This is a genomic window from Micromonospora sp. WMMB482 (assembly GCF_019038635.1).
GTDB classification, from domain to species: domain Bacteria; phylum Actinomycetota; class Actinomycetes; order Mycobacteriales; family Micromonosporaceae; genus Micromonospora; species Micromonospora marina.
The window spans coordinates 233,160-252,430 of the sequence record NZ_JAHOPD010000020.1 but is presented as its reverse complement, the minus strand read 5'-3'; the positions used below and the strand labels follow the sequence as shown (position 1 = coordinate 252,430).

Genomic DNA, 19,271 nt, shown 5'->3' with positions numbered 1-19,271 from the left:
GGTGCTAAACGTCCGCCCGGGGATCTCAGCATGCTGTTCTGTACGGATCGTCGGCGTCCGGTCGTTCAACCCCAGGTGTGACGGCTCGCACCGTTGCCGGGTCCACGGGGCAGCCAAAACGACGCCGCGTAGTGTGTGGGGCGGTGTGTGGACCGGCAGCGGTCCGGGCCGAACGACCTCCCCCGCCGATGCCGGAAGGTGGCAATCCGTGAGCATGATCACCGAGCGCCCCGTCAGCAGTCCTGCCGGGCAGTCGCCGGTGGGCGCGGTGGCGGAGGCGCCGGCGGGCGGCCGGCGGGACGTACGCGCCGTGGTGGCGGCGTACGTGACGCTGACCAAGCCGCGGATCGTCGAGCTGCTGCTGGTGACCACGGTGCCGGCGATGATGCTCGCCCACGGCGGGATGCCGTCGCTGTGGCTGGTCGCCGTGGTGCTGGTCGGCGGGTCGCTGGCGGCCGGCGCGGCGAGCGTCATCAACTGCTACATCGACCGCGACATCGACCAGCTCATGCGGCGAACCAAGCGCCGCCCGCTGCCCGCGCACACCGTGTCGCCGCGCAACGCGCTGGTCTTCGGCCTGGTGCTGGCCGCCGTCTCGGTGGCGCTGATGGCGGCGGCGACGAACTGGCCGGCGACACTGCTGACGCTGGCCGCGATCGCCTACTACGACCTGGTCTACACGCTGTGGCTGAAGCGGACCACGGCCGCCAACACGTTCTGGGGCGGCATCTGCGGCGCCGCGCCGGTGCTGATCGGCTGGGCCGCTGTGACCGGCACGCTGGCGCCGGCCGCGTGGGGCCTGTTCGCGGTGGTCTTCTTCTGGCAGATGCCGCACTTCTACGCGCTGGCCATCAAGTACAAGGCCGACTACGCCCGTGCCGGGGTGCCGATGCTGCCCGTGGTGGCCTCGGTCCGGCGGGTCAACGCCGAGATCATCGGCTTCTCGTGGCTGACGGTGCTCTCCTCGCTGGCGGTCTGGCCGCTCGGGATGAGCCCGATCTACGGGGTGACCGCGCTCGTGGTCGGCGGGATCTTCCTCGTCGAGGCGCACAAGCTGTGCCGGCGCGCGACGCGTGGCGAGGCGGTCAAGCCGATGCGGCTGTTCCACTGGTCCACCACGTACCTCACGATCCTCTTCGCGGCCGTCGCACTCGACGCGCTCATCTGACCCGCCCGTCCGGCGGTTCATCAGAAGTTTTTTTCGGGATTTCCCGGGGGCTCAACCCGGACAGATTGTGACGATCCCCCCTGTCTGCTTCGCCCAGATATAAGCGACATGTACGGACTATTTACCTGTGGTTCTCCTTAAACCGGCGGGTAATTGGCATCACATTCAGTTCATGGTTCTCGCACATCCGGGTGGAACTCTGCTTAGGCTTCGCGTCATGGCAGATGGTTCCGATACGACGCTGACGGCTGACAAGACCGCCGAGCAGGCCCCCAACGGCCTGGTCGCGGGCATCAAGTCGTTCGCCGCCGGGCACGGCGGCGCGAAGGCGGTCATCGAGTACGTCGGCAAGCGCGGCGCACGGATCGTCCTCGTGGGTTCCGACGGGGTATGGGCAGACCAGTTCGCCGACGGCACGGACATCGCGCGGCAGGCCTGCGCGAAGGCCGGGGTCGACGTCGAGAACGCCTGGGAGCGTGAACTGATGGACCAGATGCGTCCGAGCAACGACCTGTGGCGGTCGATGGCCCGGCGCACGATGGCCCGTTGACATATACCGAATGACCGACCACCACCAGTCGACCCGGGGAGACCCCGGGTCGCTTTCGTCACCTGCGCCGAACTGCCCGGCCTCGACCCGGACGACCGGCTCGCGCTCGGCCCGCTCGCGGCCCGCGGCGTCACGGCCGAGATCGCGGTCTGGGACGACCCGGCCGTCGACTGGCCCGGGTACGACCTGGTCGTGCTCCGGTCCCCGTGGGACTACGCGCGGCGGCGGGGCGAGTTCGTGGCCTGGGCGCGTACCGTGCCGGCCCTGGTCAACCCGGCCGACGTGGTCGCCTGGAACACCGACAAGCGCTACCTGTCCGAGCTGGCCGCCGCAGGTGTGCCCACCGTGCCGACTCAGTGGGTCGAGCCGGGGCAGGCGTGGGCGCCGCCGGCCGGGGGCGAGTACGTGATCAAGCCGGCGGTCAGCGCGGGCAGCCAGGACACCGGGCGCTACGACCTGACCGACCCGGAGCACCGCGAGTTGGCGGTGGCCCACGTACGGCGGCTCTCCGGCGCCGGGCGCGTCACCATGGTCCAGCCGTACCTCGACGCGGTGGACACCGCCGGGGAGACCGCGCTGCTGTTCCTGGCCGGCCCCGGCGGCCTGACGTTCAGCCACGCGATCCGCAAGGGTCCGATGCTGACCGGGCCGGACCTGGGCGAGGCCGCGCTCTACAAGGAGGAGCGGATCGACGCCCGCTCCGCCACGACGGCGCAGCGCGCCGTGGCCGAGAAGGTGCTCGCGGTGGTGCCCGGCGGCCCGGACCGGCTGCTCTACGCCCGCGTCGACCTGATCCCCGGCCCGGACGGCGAGCCCGTGCTGGTGGAGCTGGAGCTGACCGAGCCGAGCCTGTTCGTCGGGTACGCCGACGGCGCCCCGGAGCGGCTCGCCGACGCGGTGCTCACCCACCTGGCCCGCCGCTGCTGACCCGTCCCGACTGGCTGTGGCTGTGGCTGTGGCTGTGGCGAGCGTGCCGGCCCTGGCGGCGTCCTGGCCTTGGCAGCGGGCCCGGGACCGCGACCCGCCCGGCCGCTGACGCAGCTCGCCGACCCCGACCGGCTGCCCGCCTGAGCGCCATGCCACCCACCCCGACCAGACAAAACACCCACCCGACGCGGTGCATGCAACGCCAGGCTGTCTCGGGGCTGTCCGAGGCACTCATGGTGTTCCACTCGCTGTCTGGCGGTGCCCCGGGTGGAACGGTATGGGTGTCTTCGGGGTGTCCAGGCACCCATGGTGTTCCACTCGCGGTCCGTCCGTGCCGTGAATGGAACGCCATGGGTGTCACGAGGTGGGGGCGTGTTCCACCCGGGCTGGCGGCGCGTTTGCCGCCCGTCGCCGCCATCGTGCTGTCAGCGGCTTTCGCCGGGGCCCACCCGGGCCGCGTCTTCGACGCCGTCAGCGCGCTGCTCGGCCTGCACGTCACCTGGCTGCTGCATCGCGACCGCGATCTCTGGTGCTGATCGTCGCGCACGCGGTCAGCACCGGCAGCCCGGTCGTGCTGCCGTCGCCACCGACGCCGGCCCGGCTGAACCGGAGCCGCCCGAGCGGCCGGGAGGTCAGTCGCGGTCGCTGTGGTTGCGCGCCCAGCGGCCGCCGATCGGCGGCGTGTCCAGCCGCATCGCGGCCTGGGTGCCGGCCAGGTCGTTGTCCTCGAACGCGCAGGAGACGCAACTGCCCGCCTCGGTGACCCAGATCCCGTAGGCCTGGGTGTCGGCGTCCCGGTGCCAGATCCGGTTGCCGCGCACGGTGGCCGAGTCGAACGGCGCGGCGATCGTGATGCCGCCGCACGCAGGCGGACCATCAGGCAGCTCGTACGCCGTGCCGGGCCCCGGTGTGGCCGCGTTCCACCCGGTGGAGCCGTCCGGGCGTACCTCGGCCAGGGAGAGCCGGTCGGCGCTGTTGTCGGACACCACGGCGTCGCGGGAGCCGACCCGCACCACCTTGCCCCGGTGCCCGCCGGCCGGCCAGTCGGCGTTGCCGTCGGTGACCTCGCGCGGGCCGTAGCGCACCGCGTCGCCGGAGCCGGAGGCGGCCGGCGCGGAGCGGTGACCGTTGTCCCGGATCCGGTTCCCCACGATCGACGTGTCGAGCATCGGGCGGTCGATCCGGATGCCGTCCAGTGCGTTCTCCCGGATGTCGTTGTCCTGGATCACCACGTCGGCCGCCGCGCCCCGGTAGCCGTGGCCCAGGTCGTGCTCGTGGTAGCCGAAACCGCCGTTACGGCTGATCCGGTTGCCCTGCACCGTGTACGGGCCGGGGGTGTTGCCCATGCTGATGCCATCGCCGACGTTGGCGTCGATCACGCAGCCGGTGAGCAGGCCGCCGCGCCCGGCGACCCCCGCGGTGCCGTTGCCGGACACGTCGAAGCCGGCCTCCAGGTTGTTGGTCATGGTGCAGCCGGAGACGATCAGCCCGTCCGCGCCCCAGTCCGAGATGCCGAACCGGTTGGCCTGGCTGTGGCAGCCGATGATCCGGAAGCCGCGCGGCGGGGTCCAGTAGTCCTTCTGCAGCTCCAGGAAGATGCCGTTGGTGCCGTTGCCGATGGTGGTGCAGTTGGCGATGGTGAGACGTTCCACGTCGCCCCAGCCGCCGATGCCGACGCCGATCCCGGCGCCGCCCATCTGGTCGCCGTTGTCCAGCCGGCCGCACCCCACCGCGACCACCCCGTCGATCAGGCCGTCCTGGAGGAAGTCGCAGCCCAGGCCGGTGGCGCCGGTGTGGTGGATGTAGAGGTTGCGGAACACGCCGCGCACCACGTACTGCAGGCCCAGCCCCTTGGCCAGGTAGTCGTAGGCGGTCTGGGCGACGCCGGAGCCGTCGATCTCGAAGTCGGCGAACGTGCAGTCGGCGATGTGCCGGTCCCGGTCCGCGCCGTGCTGCACCGTGGTCCAGAAGGCGAGCGGGACCGGTGCGCTGCGGTTGCCCTCGTTGCTGAGCAGGAAGCGGGTCGCCGCCGGCCCGGCGCCGAGCAGCGAGACGCCGCTGCGCCAGACAGTGCCGGCATCGCGGATCGAGTACAGGCCGGGCGGGCAGTAGATCACCCGGGCCCGGCCGTCGGCGTCGTACCCGGCGCCCAGGTGGTCCACCAGCGCCGCCAGGGCCGGCTGGTCGTTGGTGACCCCGTCGCCGGTCAGGCCGTGCTCGCGGGCGTCGCACCACAGCGGCGCGCCGGCGACCGGGGTCAGCCGTTGCGGGGTGGTGGTGGAGAGGCTCTTGCGCGACACGGGGATCTCCCTCGGGCGGGCGGTCGGTGGCCCGGACCGCTTTCCCGCTCCCGCCGCGCGGTAACGCCCCCGGTCAGGCGGCGGCGCCCACCCGTTGCGCGGCTGGCGCGGCCGGGGCCTCCGGGGTGGCCGGCAGCCGCTCCCGGGTCGCCCACAGCACGCCCAGGGTGGCCAGCAGCACCAGGCACGAGCCGAGCATGTGCGCGCCGACCAGCACGGCGGGCAGATTGGTGAAGTACTGGACGAAGCCGATCACGCCCTGACCCAGCTCGACCGCGATCAGCACCGCGGCGGCCCGCGCCGCCCGCGCCGCGCCGACCGCCCGGAACGCGAAGTACAGCGCCACCGACAGGCCGATCAGCAGGAAGACGCCGTCGGCGTGTACCTGGGAGATCGCCGCCGGATCCAGACCGTTGCGGGCCGCGCCGTGGTCGCCGGCGTGCGGTCCGCTGCCGGTCACCCAGGTGCCGACCACCAGCACCGAGGCGCTGACCGCCGTGGTGATCCAGGCGAGGGTACGCAGCGGCGCCGGCACGGTCGGCGTGACCGGCCCGTCCGGCTCCTTGATGCGCCGCCAGAGCGCGTACGCGGCGGCGATCACCACCATCGAGGCGAGGAAGTGCAGCCCGACCACCCACGGGTTGAGGTCGGTGAGCACGGTGATACCGCCGAGGACCACCTGCGCGGGGATGCCGAACAGCACGCCCACGGCCAGCGGCAGCGTCCCGCGGCGGCGGGGGCGGTGGGCCAGCACGGCCAGCACCACGGCGAGCGCGATGATCCCGACCGCGAAGGTGAGCAGCCGGTTGCCGAACTCGATCACCCCGTGCACGCCCATCTCGGCCGTGGTGGTGTAGGAGTCGTCGGTGCACCGCGGCCAGGTCGGGCAGCCGAGGCCGGAGGCGGTGAGCCGGACGGCCCCGCCGGTGACCACGATCGCGACGTTCGCGATGATCGAGGCGAGCGCGAGGCGGCGCAGCAGCGTGGCGGAGACCGGAAACCGGACGGATCGCTTCACGGAGCGAATCCTACGCACCGTAGTTGATCCCGATCGGGTGACTCCGGCGCCCCGGTGGTCGGAATCACCGGACCCGGGTTTGCGGGCCCTCCGCGAATTACGTAACGTTGCCGTTGTGAAAAACGCGGCGGCGCTCTCCCGAACGCCGGTGACCAGTCCGGTCGCCGGTGGTTCGCGCGCACGTCGCAGCGTACGGCGTGGGGAGCAGGAGGCCGCGCCGGCCGACCTGTCGACCCGCGACCGGGTCACCCAGCTGCTGCTGGAGCGTGGCGCCACCACCGCCGCGCAGCTCGGCTCGGCGCTCGGACTGAGCCCGGCCGCGATCCGCCGGCACCTCGACGCGATGCTCGCCGACGGTGACGTGGTCGCCCGCGACCAGACCGTGCGCGGCAGCCGCGGGCGTGGCCGGCCGGCCAAGGTCTTCGCGCTCACCGAAGCGGGCCGCGGTCGCTGCGGCACCCACCACTACGACAACATGGCCACCGCCGCGCTGCGGTGGATCGCCCGCACCGGCGGCACCGAGGCGGTCGCGGCGTTCGCGGCCGAGCAGGTCTCCGCGCTGGAGGCCCGCTGCCAGGCGGCCATGGAGGACGCCGGAGACGCCCCGCTCGCGCGGGCGGAGGCGCTCGCGGGCGCGCTGACCGCCGAGGGTTACGCTGCGAACGCGTCCACGATCGCCTCCGGCGGCCAGCTCTGCCAGCACCACTGCCCGGTGGCGCACGTGGCCGCCGAGTTCCCTCAGCTGTGCGAGGCCGAGACCGAAGTGATCTCCCGTCTGGTCGGCACTCACGTACAGCGCCTTGCCACCATCGCGCACGGCGACGGCGTGTGCACCACGCACATTCCCGCCCAGTCCGGTTCCACCGTCACCACTGTGAGGACAGATAGATGACCGAGCAGATCGTCCAGCCCCTGACCCAGGAGGAGCAGCTCGCGGCCCTCGGTCGTTACGAGTACGGCTGGGCCGACCCCGACGTCGCCGGGGCGTCCGCCCAGCGCGGCCTCAACGAGGCGGTGGTCCGGGACATCTCGGCCAAGAAGAACGAGCCGGCCTGGATGCTCGACCTGCGGCTCAAGGGCCTGCGCCTGTTCGACCGCAAGCCGATGCCGAACTGGGGCGCCGACCTCACCGGGATCGACTTCGACAACATCAAGTACTTCGTCCGGTCCACCGAGAAGCAGGCCACCTCCTGGGAGGACCTGCCCGAGGACATCAAGAACACCTACGACAAGCTCGGCATCCCGGAGGCGGAGAAGCAGCGCCTGGTCGCCGGCGTCGCGGCGCAGTACGAGTCCGAGGTGGTCTACCACCAGATCCGCGAGGACCTGGAGGAGCAGGGCGTCGTCTTCCTCGACACCGACACCGCGCTCAGGGAGCACGAGGACCTGTTCAAGGAGTACTTCGGCACGGTCATCCCGGTGGGCGACAACAAGTTCGCCGCGCTGAACACCTCCGTCTGGTCCGGTGGCTCGTTCATCTACGTGCCGAAGGGCGTGCACGTGGACATCCCGCTGCAGGCCTACTTCCGGATCAACACGGAGAACATGGGCCAGTTCGAGCGGACGCTGATCGTCGTCGACGAGGGCGCGTACGTGCACTACGTCGAGGGCTGCACCGCGCCCATCTACTCCTCCGACTCGCTGCACAGCGCCGTCGTGGAGATCATCGTCAAGAAGAACGCCCGGTGCCGGTACACGACCATCCAGAACTGGTCGAACAACGTCTACAACCTGGTCACCAAGCGCGCCGTGTGCCACGAGGGCGCGACCATGGAGTGGGTCGACGGCAACATCGGCTCCAAGGTCACCATGAAGTACCCGGCGGTGTACATGACCGGCGAGCACGCCAAGGGCGAGGTGCTCTCGGTGGCCATGGCCGGTGAGGGCCAGCACCAGGACGCCGGCGCCAAGATGGTGCACGCCGCGCCGCACACCTCCTCGACCATCGTGTCGAAGTCGATCGCCCGGGGCGGCGGCCGCACCTCGTACCGCGGTCTGGTGCAGGTGCTGGAGGGCTCGACCAGCAGCAAGAGCACGGTGAAGTGCGACGCGCTCCTGGTCGACACGATCTCCCGCTCCGACACCTACCCGTACGTCGACATCCGCGAGGACGACGTGTCGATGGGGCACGAGGCGACCGTCTCCAAGGTCAGCGACGACCAGCTCTTCTACCTGATGAGCCGGGGCCTGAGCGAGGACGAGGCGATGGCGATGATCGTGCGCGGCTTCATCGAGCCGATCGCCAAGGAACTCCCGATGGAGTACGCGCTGGAGCTCAACCGCCTGATCGAGCTCCAGATGGAGGGTGCGGTCGGCTGACCCGGCCGCCCTCCGGTTAATGACACCGTCGTCGTATAACAGACCAAGGAAGAGATGACTACCCAGGCTTCCGCGCCGCCCACGACAAACAAGTCGCAGGCGCTCCGCTCGTACGACGTCGCCGACTTCCCGGCCCTGACCGGCCTGGAGGAGGAGTGGCGCTTCACCCCGCTCAAGCGCCTGCGCGGCCTGGCCGCGCACGCGCAGGGCGCGACCGGCGCGGTCCGGCACGAGTACGGTGACCTGCCCGAGGGCGTCACCGTCGACCGGATCGGCCGGGACGACCCCCGGGTGGGTAGCGTCCTCACCCCGTTCGACCGGGTCAGCGCGCTCGCGTACGGCGGGGCCGACGGCGCGCTGCTGGTGCGCGTCGACCGCGACGCGGTGGTGGAGCGGCCGGTGCGCCTGCGGGTGGTCGGCGAGAACGCCGAGGCGCTCGCCTTCGGCCACACCTTCGTCGAGGTGGACCGGTTCGCCGAGGCCACCGTGGTGATCGAGCACGTCGGCTCGGCCACGCTCGCCGACAACGTCGAGGTGACTGTGGGCGACGGGGCGAAGCTGACCCTGGTGACCGTCGCCGACTGGGCCGACGACGCGGTGCAGGCGCAGCACCTCAAGGTGCGGCTGGGCCGCGACGCCCGGATCCTGCACGTTCAGGTCAGCCTCGGTGGCGACCTGGTCCGGCAGTACACGTCGGTGGAGTACACCGGCCGCGGCGGCGAGGCCGAGCTGTACGGCGTCTACTTCGCCGACTCCGGTCAGCACCTGGAGCACCGGCAGCTGGTCGACCACACCGTGCCGGACTGCCGCAGCAACGTCGGCTACCGGGGCGCCCTGCAGGGCGACGACGCCCACACGGTCTGGGTCGGCGACGTGCTGATCCGCGCCGAGGCGACCGGCACCGACACGTACGAGATCAACCGGAACCTGCTGCTCACCGACGGCGCGCGGGCCGACTCCGTACCCAACCTGGAGATCGAGACCGGTGAGATCGCCGGCGCCGGGCACGCCAGCGCGACCGGCCGGTTCGACGACGAGCAGCTGTTCTACCTGATGGCCCGGGGCATCCCGGAGGCCGAGGCGCGGCGCCTGGTGGTGCGCGGCTTCTTCGCCGAGCTGATCAACAAGATCCCGGTCGACGACCTGCGCGAGCGCCTGGGCGACGCCATCGAGGCCCGACTGGCGAAGGCCGGCGCCTGATGCTGAAGATCTGCTCCGCCGAGGACGTGCCGAAGGGCACCGCGATCAGCGCCGACGTGGAGGGCGTGCAGGTCGCGATCGTGCACGGCGAGGACGACGTGTTCTACGCGGTGCACGACGAGTGCTCGCACGCCGCCGTGGCGCTGTCCGAGGGCGAGGTCGAGGGCTGCACGCTGGAATGCTGGCTGCACGGATCCCGTTTCGACCTGCGTACCGGTGAGCCCACCGGGCTGCCCGCCACCGAACCCGTACCCGTCTATTCCGTCGAAGTCCGCGACGGCGACATCTACCTTTCCGTGGACGGCGACGGCCGTCCGCTGCCGAGCAATGGAGTGACCCGCTGATGAGCACCCTGGAGATCCGCGACCTGAAGGTGTCGGTCAAGCTGCCCGAGGGTGAGCTCAAGCCGATCCTGCACGGGGTCGACCTGACCGTGCGCTCCGGTGAGACGCACGCCATCATGGGCCCGAACGGCTCCGGCAAGTCGACGCTGGCGTACTCGATCGCCGGTCACCCGAAGTACGAGATCACCAGCGGTGAGGTGACCCTCGACGGCCAGGACGTGCTGTCCATGTCCGTCGACGAGCGCGCCCGCGCCGGTCTCTTCCTGGCCATGCAGTACCCGGTCGAGGTTCCCGGCGTGTCGGTGGCCAACTTCCTGCGTACCGCCAAGACCGCCCTCGACGGCGAGGCGCCGAAGCTGCGTACCTGGGCCGGCGAGCTGCGCGGCGCCATGGAGAAGCTCCAGATGGACCCGGCGTTCGCCCAGCGCAACGTCAACGAGGGCTTCTCCGGCGGTGAGAAGAAGCGGCACGAGATCGTCCAGCTGGAGCTGCTCAAGCCGAAGATGGCGATCCTCGACGAGACCGACTCCGGCCTGGACGTGGACGCGCTGCGCGTGGTCAGCGAGGGCGTGAACCGGGTGCGCGACACCGGCGACACCGGCCTGCTGCTGATCACCCACTACACCCGCATCCTGCGCTACATCAAGCCCGACTTCGTGCACGTCTTCGTGGCCGGCCGGATCGTCGAGCAGGGCGGCCGGGAGCTGGCCGACAAGCTCGAGGAAGAGGGCTACGAGCGGTACGTCGCCGGGGCCGGCGCGGCGCGGGCCTGAGACTCGACATGACCTCGATGGCCATCCCGGCGGGCATGCCGCAGTACGCCGACGTGCCCCGCTTCGACGTGGCGAAGGTGCGGGCCGACTTCCCGATCCTCGACCGGGAGGTCAACGGTCACCCGCTCGTCTACCTGGACAGCGCGAACACCTCGCACAAGCCGCGGCAGGTGCTCGACGTGCTCGCCGAGCACTACGCCCTGCACAACGCCAACGTGTCGCGCTCGGTGCACACGCTGGGCACCGAGGCGACCGAGGCGTACGAGGGCGCACGGGCCAAGATCGCCGCGTTCGTCAACGCGCCGAGCGTGGACGAGGTGGTGTTCACCAAGAACTCCACCGAGGCGATCAACATCGTGGCGTACGCGTTCTCCAACGCCTCGCTGCGCGCGGACGGCGACCCGAGGTTCCGGCTGGGCCCCGGCGACGAGATCGTGATCTCCGAGATGGAGCACCACTCGAACATCGTCCCGTGGCAGCTGCTGGCGGAGCGCACCGGCGCGACGCTGCGCTGGTTCCCGGTCACCGACCAGGGGCGGCTCGACGAGTCCGGCCTGGACGACCTGGTCACCGAGCGGACGAAGATCGTCTCGCTGGTGCACATGTCGAACATCCTCGGCACCGTCAACGCCACCTCGCGGATCACTGCGCGGGTCCGCGAGGTCGGCGCGCTGCTGCTGCTCGACTGCTCGCAGTCGGTGCCGCACCTGCCGATGGACGTGGTCGGCTACGACGCCGACTTCATCGTCTTCACCGGGCACAAGATGTGCGGCCCGACCGGCATCGGCGTGCTCTGGGGCCGGGGCGAGCTGCTCGCCGCGATGCCTCCGGTGATGGGCGGCGGCTCGATGATCGAGACGGTGACGATGGCGGGCTCGACGTTCGCCGCGCCGCCGGCCCGGTTCGAGGCGGGCACCCCGCCGATCGCCGAGGCGGTGGCGCTCGGCGCGGCGGTGGACTACCTCACCGCGATCGGCATGCCGGCGATCCAGTGGCACGAGAAGGAGCTGACGGCGTACGCGCTCGACGCCCTCGCCACAGTGCCCGGTCTGCGGATCTTCGGTCCGACGGTGCCGGTGGGCCGGGGCGGGACGATCTCGTTCGCGCTCGGCGACGTGCACCCGCACGACGTCGGGCAGGTGCTCGACTCGCTCGGTGTGCAGGTGCGGGTTGGCCACCACTGCGCCAAGCCGGTGTGCACCCGCTTCGGGGTGCCGGCCATGACGCGGGCGTCGTTCTACCTCTACACCACCACCGCGGAGATCGACGCCCTGGTGGCGGGTCTGGAGCAGGTGCGGAAGGTGTTCGACTGATGCAACTCGAATCTCTCTACCAAGAGATCATTTTGGACCACTACAAGCATCCGCAGGGCCGCGGCCTGCGGGAGGCCACGGACCCGGCCGCCCGGGTCGGCGAGGCGCACCACGTCAACCCGACCTGCGGCGACGAGATCACCGTACGGGTGGCGACCGACGGCAGCGTGTTCACCGACATCTCGTACGACGGGATGGGCTGCTCGATCAGCCAGGCGTCGGCGAGCATCCTGCACGAGCTGCTGCGCGGCAAGGCCGCGAGCGACGCCGCTGTGGTGCACGAGGCGTTCGTGGAGTTGATGTCCGGGCGTGGCCAGGTCACGCCGGACGAGGACGTGCTCGGAGACGGGGTGGCGTTCGCGGGTGTCGCGCGCTACCCGGCCCGGGTGAAATGCGCGTTGTTGTCGTGGATGGCGTTCAAGGACGCCGCGGCACGCGCCGGGGTGGGCGTGAGCCCGGAGGTGAAGGCATGAGCGAGGAGAGCATGACTCCCGAGGCCGGCGCGGTGGCGACGGACGGCACCGCCGTCAACGGAGCTGTTGCCGACGGCGCGGCCGCGGGTGCGGCGGCGCCGGCCGGCGGCAAGGCCGCGATCGGTGACATCGAGGAGGCGATGAAGGACGTCGTCGACCCCGAGCTGGGCATCAACGTGGTCGACCTGGGCCTGGTGTACGGCGTGCACGTCGACGACGAGAACGTCGCGACGCTGGACATGACGCTGACCTCGGCGGCCTGCCCGCTGACCGACGTGATCGAGGACCAGGCCCGGCAGGCGCTGACCACCGGTCCCGGCGGCGGCCTGGTCAACGACATCCGGATCAACTGGGTCTGGCTGCCGCCGTGGGGCCCCGACAAGATCACCGACGAGGGGCGCGACCAGCTCCGCTCGCTCGGCTTCAACGTCTGACCTTTCCGGTCACCGCTGCGGGCGCGGCACCCCTGCCAGGGGTGCCGCGCCCGCAGCGCTTCCCCGCCCCCCTCCCGGCGATCTTGCACATCCTGCCCAGGCGTACCGGGACATTCCGCCTTTCTTCGGGGCCCTAAGTGCAAGATCGCGAGGGAGGGGTGGGTGGGAAAGAGGTGGCGGGGTGGGGGAGGGAGTCGCAGGATGAGGCGGTGATCGAGGCGTACCCGAAGCAGGTCTCTGTCCGTGCGGCGATGGCCGCACGCCGACAGCGCGTCCTGCCGCCGGCCGCCTCGCCCCACCACCCGTCGTCGTGACCGGGGCGTTCCTCGCCGGCCTGATCGCCGGCTACGGCGTCGCGATCCCGGTCGGCGCGATCGCGATCCTCATCCTCGGGCTCAGCGCGCGTACCTCGTTCCGGGTCGGTTCGGCGGCGGCGCTCGGCGTGGCGACCGCCGACGGGCTCTACGCCGCGGTGGCGGCGCTCGGCGGCGCCGCGGTGGCGAGTGGGCTCGCGCCGTTCGCGGGTCAGCTGCGGCTGGTGGCTGCGGGGGTGCTGCTGACCCTCGCCGGACTCACCGCCCGGCGCGCGCTGCGCCCGCCGGCCACGACGCAGCAGCCGAGCGCTCGGGGTGGTCTGGACACGCCGGTGCGCGCGTTCGGCGCGGTGCTCGCGCTGACCCTGCTCAACCCGGCCACTGTGGTCTACTTCGTGGCGCTCGTCCTGGGCCGGGGTGGCGTGCTCGGCGCCGGACCGGCGGGCGCGGCCGCCTTCACCGCCGGGGTGTTCCTCGCCTCGGCGAGCTGGCAGGTGCTGATCGCCGGCGGTGGCACGCTGATCGGCCGGGCCCTCGCCGGTCCCCGTGGGCGGCGGATCACCGCGCTGCTGTCCAGCGCCGTCATCGCGGCCCTCGCGGTCGCCACCGTGCTCGGCGTCTGACCGAGGGGAGTGCCGGAGACGCTGATCCCGCGAGGCGCCGCGCCGCGTTCCCGGGTCCGTCGATGGCGTACCGTCGGGCCATGAGCAGCCGACCCGCAGCCGGAGGCGGCCGGTGGGTCGAGGTGGACCCGGCCCGCGTCACCCGCTGGGTGGAGGGCTTCGCCGACCGGCACGGCCCGCCCACCACCACCGCCCTGGGGTACGGATTGCTGCTCACCGCCCCGGACGGCGCCACCGCCGAGCTGCACACCCCGCCCGGCGCACGCCCCGCGCCGGACCTGGAGGCGTTCGCCGGCGTGGCCGCCGCGCCCCGCCGGCTCGGTCTGCTGCTGGCCCGCAAGGGCGCGGTCGCCCTCGGCGTCGCCGACGGCACCGACCTGGTGGTGTCGAAGGTGGACACCCGGTACGTGCAGGGGCGTACCGCGGCGGGCGGCTGGTCCCAGCAGCGGTTCGCCCGGCGGCGCGACAACCAGGCGAAGGCCGCCCTGGGCGACGCGTCCGAGCTGGCCGTACGCCTGCTGCTGCCGGAGGCGGGCACGCTGGCGGCGCTGGTGTGCGGCGGCGACCGGCGCGCGGTGGACACGGTGCTGGCCGACCGGCGGCTGGCCCCGCTCGCGGCGCTGCGCGCGCCGCGCCTGCTCGACGTGCCGGAACCCCGGCACGCGGTGCTGGTGGCCGCCGTCGCCGCCGCCCGGGCGGTCCACATCCTGGTCCGCTGAACCGGAAAGATCGGTCATCCTGCTCGCCGGTAGTGCATCGAATCGACTCGATGCATAGGGTCGGTGTCACGAAGCGGCGGGTCTCCGGGCGACCCGCAGGGCAGCTTCGCCTCCGCCATCACGCGCCGACATCGTTGGGAGAGAACAACTTCATGAGCGGATATCAGGACGGCCGGCTGCGGGCCCGGTGGCGCCGTGCGACGAGACTCCTCGTCGCGGCGGCGGCGATGAGCGCCGGAAGCCTCGTGCTCACCACCGCGCTCACGGCCGGTACGGCGAACGCGGCGGCCGGCCCGGTCGAGCGCGCCGCGCTCGCCGCGCCCACCGTCACCAGCGTCACCACGGGCGGCGCGCACACGTGCGCGATCAGCACCGACGGGGGACTGTGGTGCTGGGGCTCGAACTACGGCGGCCAGCTCGGCGACGGGACCACCACGAACCGCAGCGCCCCGGCGCGGGTCGGCACCGCCACCTGGACGAACGCCGACGCCGGCTCCGGGCACACCTGCGCGGTCCGCACGGACGGGACGCTCTGGTGCTGGGGCTCGAACTTCCGGGGCCAGCTCGGCGACGGGACCACCACCAGCCGCAGCGCCCCGGCGCAGGTCGGCACCGCTACGACCTGGGCCCGGGTCGACGCCGGCCCCACGCACACCTGCGCGATCCGCACCGACGGCACGCTCTGGTGCTGGGGCTTCAACCGGACCACCCAGCTGGGCGTCGGCGCCTCGCCGTACGTGGCGAACACCCCGTTGCAGGTCGGCACGGCGACCGACTGGGTGAGCGTCTCGACCGGCTTCGGGCACACCTGCGGTATCCGGACCGGCGGCACGCTCTGGTGCTGGGGGTCCAGCTCGGACGGGCAGCTCGGACTGGGCAACCTGGCGCCCCAGACGGTGCCCGCGCAGGTCGGCGCCGCGACCGGGTGGACCGGCGTCGCGGCCGGGTACGCGCACACCTGCGGGGTCCGGTCCGGCGCGCTGTGGTGCTGGGGTGAGAACGGATACGGGCAGCTCGGCGTGACCGGCTCGTACCGGACCGCGCCGGTGCAGATCGGCACCGTCACCACGTGGAGCCGGATCGCCGCGAGCAGCGACACGTCCTGCGCGTCGCGTACGGACGGCACCCTGTGGTGCTGGGGCAAGAACTCGGCCGGGCAGGTGGGGGACGGCAGCACCACCCACCGGTCCGCGCCCGCCCAGGTCGGCACCGCCGCCAGCTGGACCGGCGGCCTCGCGGTCACCGACCACGGCTGCGCGATCCGCACCGACGCCGGCCTGTGGTGCTGGGGTGACAACAGCGGCGGCCAGCTCGGCGACGGGACGACAGTCAACCGGTCCACCCCGGGTCAGGTGACAGTGCCCGCCTGACCGGTCTGAACGACGACATCGGCCCGCACCGCTGACCTCGTCAGCGGTGCGGGCCGATGCGCCCAGCGGGGATCAGGCCCCGGCGCCGAAGGTGTCGCAGGACTTCGGGTCACCGGTGGTGAAGCCCTTGGTGAACCACTGCTTGCGCTGCTCCGAGGTGCCGTGGGTGAACTCGTCCGGGTTCACCGGCCGGCCGGAGCGCTGCTGGATGGCATCGTCGCCGATCTTCTCGGCGGTGTCGATGGCCTGCGAGATGTCCTGCTCGGTGATGCTCTTGAAGATCTTCTGCCCGCGGTCGTCGGCGGTGCCGGTGGCGTTCTTCGCCCAGGCCCCGGCGTAGCAGTCGGCCTGGAGCTCCAGCTTCACCGACAGGGCGTTCGCGCTCTGCGGGTCGCGCTGCTGCTGGCGGCGCATCTGCGCCTCGGTGCCGAGCAGGTCCTGCACGTGGTGGCCGTACTCGTGGGCCAGCACGTACGGCTGGGCGAACTCGCCCTCGGCACCGAGCTGGTCGGCCAGCAGCCGGTAGAACGTCAGGTCGATGTAGACCTGGTCGTCGGCCGGGCAGTAGAAGGGGCCCACGCCCGAGTCGGCGGCGCCGCAGGCGGTGCTGACGTTCTGGCTGAAGAACACCGTCTTCGACGGCCGGTACTGCTCGCCGAACGCCTCCGGCATGGCGGTACGCCAGTACGCCTGGATCGAGTTGACGTAGAGCGTGTTGCGGCAGTCGAGCTGCTCCAGCGCGTCCTGCGCCGAGCACTTCTGCTCCAGCGAGGTGTTGTCGCCCTGCTCGGAACCGCCGCCGCTGGTGGCGGCGTTGAGGCCGAAACCGCCGCCCACCAGGGCGACGACCACGGCGATGATGATGCCCACGATCCCGCCCCGGCCGCCGCCGATCGGGATCGGAATGCCCGTCCCGCCGCCTCCGCCGGAACCCCGCCGGTCGTCCACCTGGCTGGTGTCGACCCGCGCGTTCTCGTTCAGCTCCATGTTGACCCCGATCACCGATGTGTCCGTTTGAGGTGGTTGCGGTACCGGACCGGGTCCGGACGGCGGATTCGGTACCCGATGATCTTGCTCGGTAATCCGGGCGAGGGGGCCCGCGCGGCCCGGTACACTTGCCCCGTGCTGCGCTGCGAAGGCTGAACGGCCCCGCGCCGACGGGAAGTCACCACCCGCCGGCGCTTTCGCGTGCCCTGAATCAGCCCTTCCGGACCCGAGAGCGAGTACTCCGAAATGATCACTGCCACCGGCCTGGAACTGCGAGCCGGTTCCCGGATCCTGCTGTCCGACACCACCCTGCGGGTGCAGCCGGGGGACCGGATCGGCCTGGTCGGCCGCAACGGCGCCGGCAAGACCACCACGCTCAAGGTGCTCGCCGGGGAGGGGCAGCCGTACGGCGGCCAGATCGAGCGGCGCAGCGCCATCGGCTACCTGCCGCAGGATCCGCGTACCGGTGACCTGGACGTCACCGGCCGGGACCGGGTGCTCTCCGCCCGTGGCCTGGACGTGCTGATGGCGCAGATGAAGGAACTGGAGGACAAGCTCGCCGAGGGCGCCGACGACGAGCGGCTGGTCCGCCGCTACGGCGCGCTGGAGGACCAGTTCGCCTCGCTCGGCGGCTACGCGGCCGAGGCCGAGGCGGCCCGGATCTGCGCCAACCTCGGCCTGCCCGACCGGGCCCTGGCGCAGACCATCGGCACGCTCTCCGGCGGTCAGCGCCGCCGCATCGAGCTGGCCCGGATCCTGTTCCGCGACGCCGGCGAGAACGGTGGCGGCATCCTGCTGCTCGACGAGCCCACGAACCACCTCGACGCCGACTCGATCACCTGGCTGCGCGGCTTCCTCGGCAACCACAAGGGCGGCCTGATCGTGATCTCCCACGACGCGTCGCTGCTGGAGGCGGTGGTCAACAAGGTCTGGTTCCTGGACGCCACCCGCTCCGTGGTCGACACGTACAACCTGGGCTGGAAGGCGTACCTGGAGGCGCGGGAGACCGACGAGCGCCGCCGCCGCCGGGAGCGCGCGAACGCGGAGAAGAAGGCCGGCGCGCTGATGGCGCAGGCGGACAAGATGCGGGCCAAGGCCACCAAGACCGTCGCCGCGCAGAACATGGCCCGGCGCGCCGAGCGCCTGCTCTCCGGCCTGGACGAGGTCCGCGTCGCGGACAAGGTCGCCAAGGTACGGTTCCCGAGCCCCGCGCCGTGCGGCAAGACGCCGCTGACCGCGACCGGCCTGTCCAAGTCGTACGGGTCGCTGGAGATCTTCACCGATGTGAACGTGGCGGTGGACCGGGGTTCCCGGGTGGCCATCCTCGGCCTCAACGGCGCCGGCAAGACCACGCTGCTGCGGATGCTCGGCGGGTTGCTGGAGCCGGACACCGGCGAGGTGCGCCCCGGGCACGGGCTGCGGCTGGGCTACTACGCCCAGGAGCACGAGACGCTCGACGTGGACCGGACGATCCTGGAGCACATGCGCAGCGCCGCGTCCGACCAGACCGACACCGACCTGCGCAAGATCCTCGGCGCGTTCCTATTCTCCGGGGAGGACGTGGACAAGCCGGCCGGGGTGCTGTCCGGTGGCGAGAAGACCCGGCTGGCGCTGGCCACGCTGGTCTGTTCCGGCGCCAACGTGCTGCTGCTGGACGAGCCGACGAACAACCTGGACCCGGTCAGCCGTGAGCAGGTGCTCGACGCGATCGCCCGCTACCCGGGCGCGATCGTGCTGGTCACGCACGACCCGGGCGCGGTCACCGCGCTCAAGCCGGACCGCGCCATCCTGCTGCCCGACGGCGACGAGGACGCCTGGTCCGACGACCTCCTGGAGCTGGTAGAGCTGGCCTGACCCCGCCCCCGCGCCGCCCGCCGGCCGTGCACCCGTCATCTCCGTGATCCACACCAGCTCGCCGAAGTGGAGGTACTCGGAGCGCGGCGATGCAGCCACTTCGGGGAAGCGGTGTCGATCATGCGGGAGGATGCGGCCACTTCGCCGAGGTGGCGCCGAAGGGTTCGTCCGGCGGGGCGGTACGGATCAGCCGGTCGGAAGGATCACTCTATCGGGAAGCTGACATTGCGTAGCGTGTCGGTTGGCGAATAGTTGATATCTGGCGCATGATCGTCCGAGGCGGTCTAATAGGTGGGACCGTATCCGAACCGCACAGTCTGGGACGTGAGGAATCAGCATGGCAGCCACCGGCACAGCCACCAGCACTGAGAAGGGTCGCCGGATCGTCGGGGCCGAGCGTCAGACGCTCGCCAAAGACCTGGTAAAGCGGTACACCGGCGGAGAGAGCATCCGTGCTCTGGCGGCCTCGACCGGCCGTTCCTACGGGTTCATCCACCGGGTGCTCACCGAGTCCGGGGTGCAGCTGCGCCAGCGCGGCGGCGCCCGGCGCCGGAAGAAGGCGTGACCCGCCCCCCAGCGTCGTCC

General features: G+C 71.7%; 19 protein-coding genes. 16 read left to right on the top strand and 3 right to left on the bottom strand.

Annotated features, from left to right (window positions below):
* The first annotated feature begins 208 nt into the window (after positions 1-208).
* The 3 genes from KSK32_RS01980 (at position 209) to KSK32_RS01970 (ending at position 2,645) form a co-directional block, all read left to right on the top strand.
* Positions 209-1,168, top strand: a complete 960-nt coding sequence (locus KSK32_RS01980; RefSeq protein ID WP_216928156.1) for a heme o synthase — start codon at positions 209-211, stop codon at positions 1,166-1,168.
* A 217-nt stretch (positions 1,169-1,385) separates the two neighbouring features.
* Entirely contained in the window at positions 1,386-1,718 is a 333-nt protein-coding gene (locus tag KSK32_RS01975) for a hypothetical protein (protein WP_216928155.1), read from the top strand.
* Between the two features lie 3 nt (positions 1,719-1,721).
* Positions 1,722-2,645 carry a RimK family alpha-L-glutamate ligase gene (locus KSK32_RS01970; protein ID WP_216935728.1) on the top strand — a complete coding sequence of 308 codons (924 nt, stop codon included), beginning with the start codon at positions 1,722-1,724 and terminating at the stop codon, positions 2,643-2,645.
* Between the two features lie 632 nt (positions 2,646-3,277).
* Here the strand turns inward: KSK32_RS01970 and KSK32_RS01965 are convergent.
* Positions 3,278-4,945 (bottom strand): right-handed parallel beta-helix repeat-containing protein, encoded by a 1,668-nt coding sequence (locus KSK32_RS01965; RefSeq protein ID WP_216928154.1) that lies wholly within the window; start codon positions 4,943-4,945, stop codon positions 3,278-3,280.
* Between the two features lie 73 nt (positions 4,946-5,018).
* Entirely contained in the window at positions 5,019-5,981 is a 963-nt protein-coding gene (locus KSK32_RS01960; RefSeq protein ID WP_216928153.1) for a heme A synthase, read from the bottom strand.
* A gap of 97 nt (positions 5,982-6,078) precedes the next feature.
* Between KSK32_RS01960 and KSK32_RS01955 the strand changes: the two genes are divergently transcribed.
* From KSK32_RS01955 to KSK32_RS01905, 11 genes are all read left to right on the top strand, one after another.
* On the top strand, positions 6,079-6,855 hold the full coding sequence (locus tag KSK32_RS01955; protein ID WP_216928152.1) for a metalloregulator ArsR/SmtB family transcription factor: 777 nt from the start codon (positions 6,079-6,081) through the stop codon (positions 6,853-6,855).
* Positions 6,852-8,282, top strand: a complete 1,431-nt coding sequence (gene sufB / locus KSK32_RS01950; RefSeq protein ID WP_216928151.1) for a Fe-S cluster assembly protein SufB — start codon at positions 6,852-6,854, stop codon at positions 8,280-8,282. Before KSK32_RS01955 ends, sufB begins: the two co-directional genes overlap by 4 nt.
* A 54-nt stretch (positions 8,283-8,336) precedes the next feature.
* Positions 8,337-9,482 (top strand): Fe-S cluster assembly protein SufD, encoded by a 1,146-nt coding sequence (gene sufD / locus KSK32_RS01945; protein ID WP_216928150.1) that lies wholly within the window; start codon positions 8,337-8,339, stop codon positions 9,480-9,482.
* Entirely contained in the window at positions 9,482-9,826 is a 345-nt protein-coding gene (locus KSK32_RS01940) for a non-heme iron oxygenase ferredoxin subunit (RefSeq protein WP_216928149.1), read from the top strand. The genes sufD and KSK32_RS01940 overlap by 1 nt, the downstream gene beginning before the upstream one ends.
* Positions 9,826-10,599: a Fe-S cluster assembly ATPase SufC gene (gene sufC / locus KSK32_RS01935; protein WP_216928148.1), complete on the top strand. Its 774-nt coding sequence runs from the start codon at positions 9,826-9,828 to the stop codon at positions 10,597-10,599. The genes KSK32_RS01940 and sufC overlap by 1 nt, the downstream gene beginning before the upstream one ends.
* A gap of 8 nt (positions 10,600-10,607) precedes the next feature.
* Positions 10,608-11,912, top strand: coding sequence for a cysteine desulfurase (locus KSK32_RS01930; protein WP_216928147.1), 1,305 nt, complete (start codon positions 10,608-10,610; stop codon positions 11,910-11,912).
* The gene (gene sufU / locus KSK32_RS01925) at positions 11,912-12,385 is read left to right on the top strand and encodes a Fe-S cluster assembly sulfur transfer protein SufU (protein ID WP_216928146.1); all 474 of its coding nucleotides are present in this window, start codon (positions 11,912-11,914) and stop codon (positions 12,383-12,385) included. Before KSK32_RS01930 ends, sufU begins: the two co-directional genes overlap by 1 nt.
* Entirely contained in the window at positions 12,382-12,819 is a 438-nt protein-coding gene (locus KSK32_RS01920; protein ID WP_216928145.1) for a metal-sulfur cluster assembly factor, read from the top strand. Before sufU ends, KSK32_RS01920 begins: the two co-directional genes overlap by 4 nt.
* 310 nt (positions 12,820-13,129) lie before the next feature.
* On the top strand, positions 13,130-13,756 hold the full coding sequence (locus tag KSK32_RS01915; protein ID WP_216928144.1) for a LysE family transporter: 627 nt from the start codon (positions 13,130-13,132) through the stop codon (positions 13,754-13,756).
* A gap of 80 nt (positions 13,757-13,836) precedes the next feature.
* Positions 13,837-14,475 (top strand): acVLRF1 family peptidyl-tRNA hydrolase, encoded by a 639-nt coding sequence (locus tag KSK32_RS01910; RefSeq protein ID WP_254186916.1) that lies wholly within the window; start codon positions 13,837-13,839, stop codon positions 14,473-14,475.
* A 152-nt stretch (positions 14,476-14,627) separates the two neighbouring features.
* Positions 14,628-15,845, top strand: a complete 1,218-nt coding sequence (locus KSK32_RS01905) for a hypothetical protein (protein ID WP_216928143.1) — start codon at positions 14,628-14,630, stop codon at positions 15,843-15,845.
* 72 nt (positions 15,846-15,917) lie between these two features.
* Here the strand turns inward: KSK32_RS01905 and KSK32_RS01900 are convergent, their stop codons facing one another.
* Complete coding sequence (locus tag KSK32_RS01900) at positions 15,918-16,832, bottom strand: neutral zinc metallopeptidase (RefSeq protein WP_216935704.1); 915 nt, start codon at positions 16,830-16,832, stop codon at positions 15,918-15,920.
* A 246-nt stretch (positions 16,833-17,078) separates the two neighbouring features.
* Between KSK32_RS01900 and KSK32_RS01895 the strand changes: the two genes are divergently transcribed.
* Positions 17,079-18,686, top strand: coding sequence for an ABC-F family ATP-binding cassette domain-containing protein (locus tag KSK32_RS01895; protein ID WP_216928142.1), 1,608 nt, complete (start codon positions 17,079-17,081; stop codon positions 18,684-18,686).
* A 337-nt stretch (positions 18,687-19,023) separates the two neighbouring features.
* The gene (locus KSK32_RS01890; RefSeq protein ID WP_007072022.1) at positions 19,024-19,251 is read left to right on the top strand and encodes a helix-turn-helix domain-containing protein; all 228 of its coding nucleotides are present in this window, start codon (positions 19,024-19,026) and stop codon (positions 19,249-19,251) included.
* The last annotated feature ends 20 nt before the right edge of the window (positions 19,252-19,271 follow it).

Bases quoted from the DNA above. Each gene is read 5' to 3' on its own strand.
- sufU (WP_216928146.1), top strand. From the start codon at position 11,912: ATGCAACTCGAATCTCTCTACCAAGAGATCATTTTGGACCACTACAAG.
- sufB (WP_216928151.1), top strand. From the start codon at position 6,852: ATGACCGAGCAGATCGTCCAGCCCCTGACCCAGGAGGAGCAGCTCGCG.
- sufD (WP_216928150.1), top strand. From the start codon at position 8,337: ATGACTACCCAGGCTTCCGCGCCGCCCACGACAAACAAGTCGCAGGCG.
- sufC (WP_216928148.1), top strand. From the start codon at position 9,826: ATGAGCACCCTGGAGATCCGCGACCTGAAGGTGTCGGTCAAGCTGCCC.
- KSK32_RS01900 (WP_216935704.1), bottom strand. From the start codon at position 16,832: ATGGAGCTGAACGAGAACGCGCGGGTCGACACCAGCCAGGTGGACGAC.
- KSK32_RS01920 (WP_216928145.1), top strand. From the start codon at position 12,382: ATGAGCGAGGAGAGCATGACTCCCGAGGCCGGCGCGGTGGCGACGGAC.
- KSK32_RS01905 (WP_216928143.1), top strand. From the start codon at position 14,628: ATGAGCGGATATCAGGACGGCCGGCTGCGGGCCCGGTGGCGCCGTGCG.
- KSK32_RS01930 (WP_216928147.1), top strand. From the start codon at position 10,608: ATGACCTCGATGGCCATCCCGGCGGGCATGCCGCAGTACGCCGACGTG.
- KSK32_RS01910 (WP_254186916.1), top strand. From the start codon at position 13,837: ATGAGCAGCCGACCCGCAGCCGGAGGCGGCCGGTGGGTCGAGGTGGAC.
- KSK32_RS01940 (WP_216928149.1), top strand. From the start codon at position 9,482: ATGCTGAAGATCTGCTCCGCCGAGGACGTGCCGAAGGGCACCGCGATC.
- KSK32_RS01975 (WP_216928155.1), top strand. From the start codon at position 1,386: ATGGCAGATGGTTCCGATACGACGCTGACGGCTGACAAGACCGCCGAG.
- KSK32_RS01890 (WP_007072022.1), top strand. From the start codon at position 19,024: ATGGCAGCCACCGGCACAGCCACCAGCACTGAGAAGGGTCGCCGGATC.
- KSK32_RS01895 (WP_216928142.1), top strand. From the start codon at position 17,079: ATGATCACTGCCACCGGCCTGGAACTGCGAGCCGGTTCCCGGATCCTG.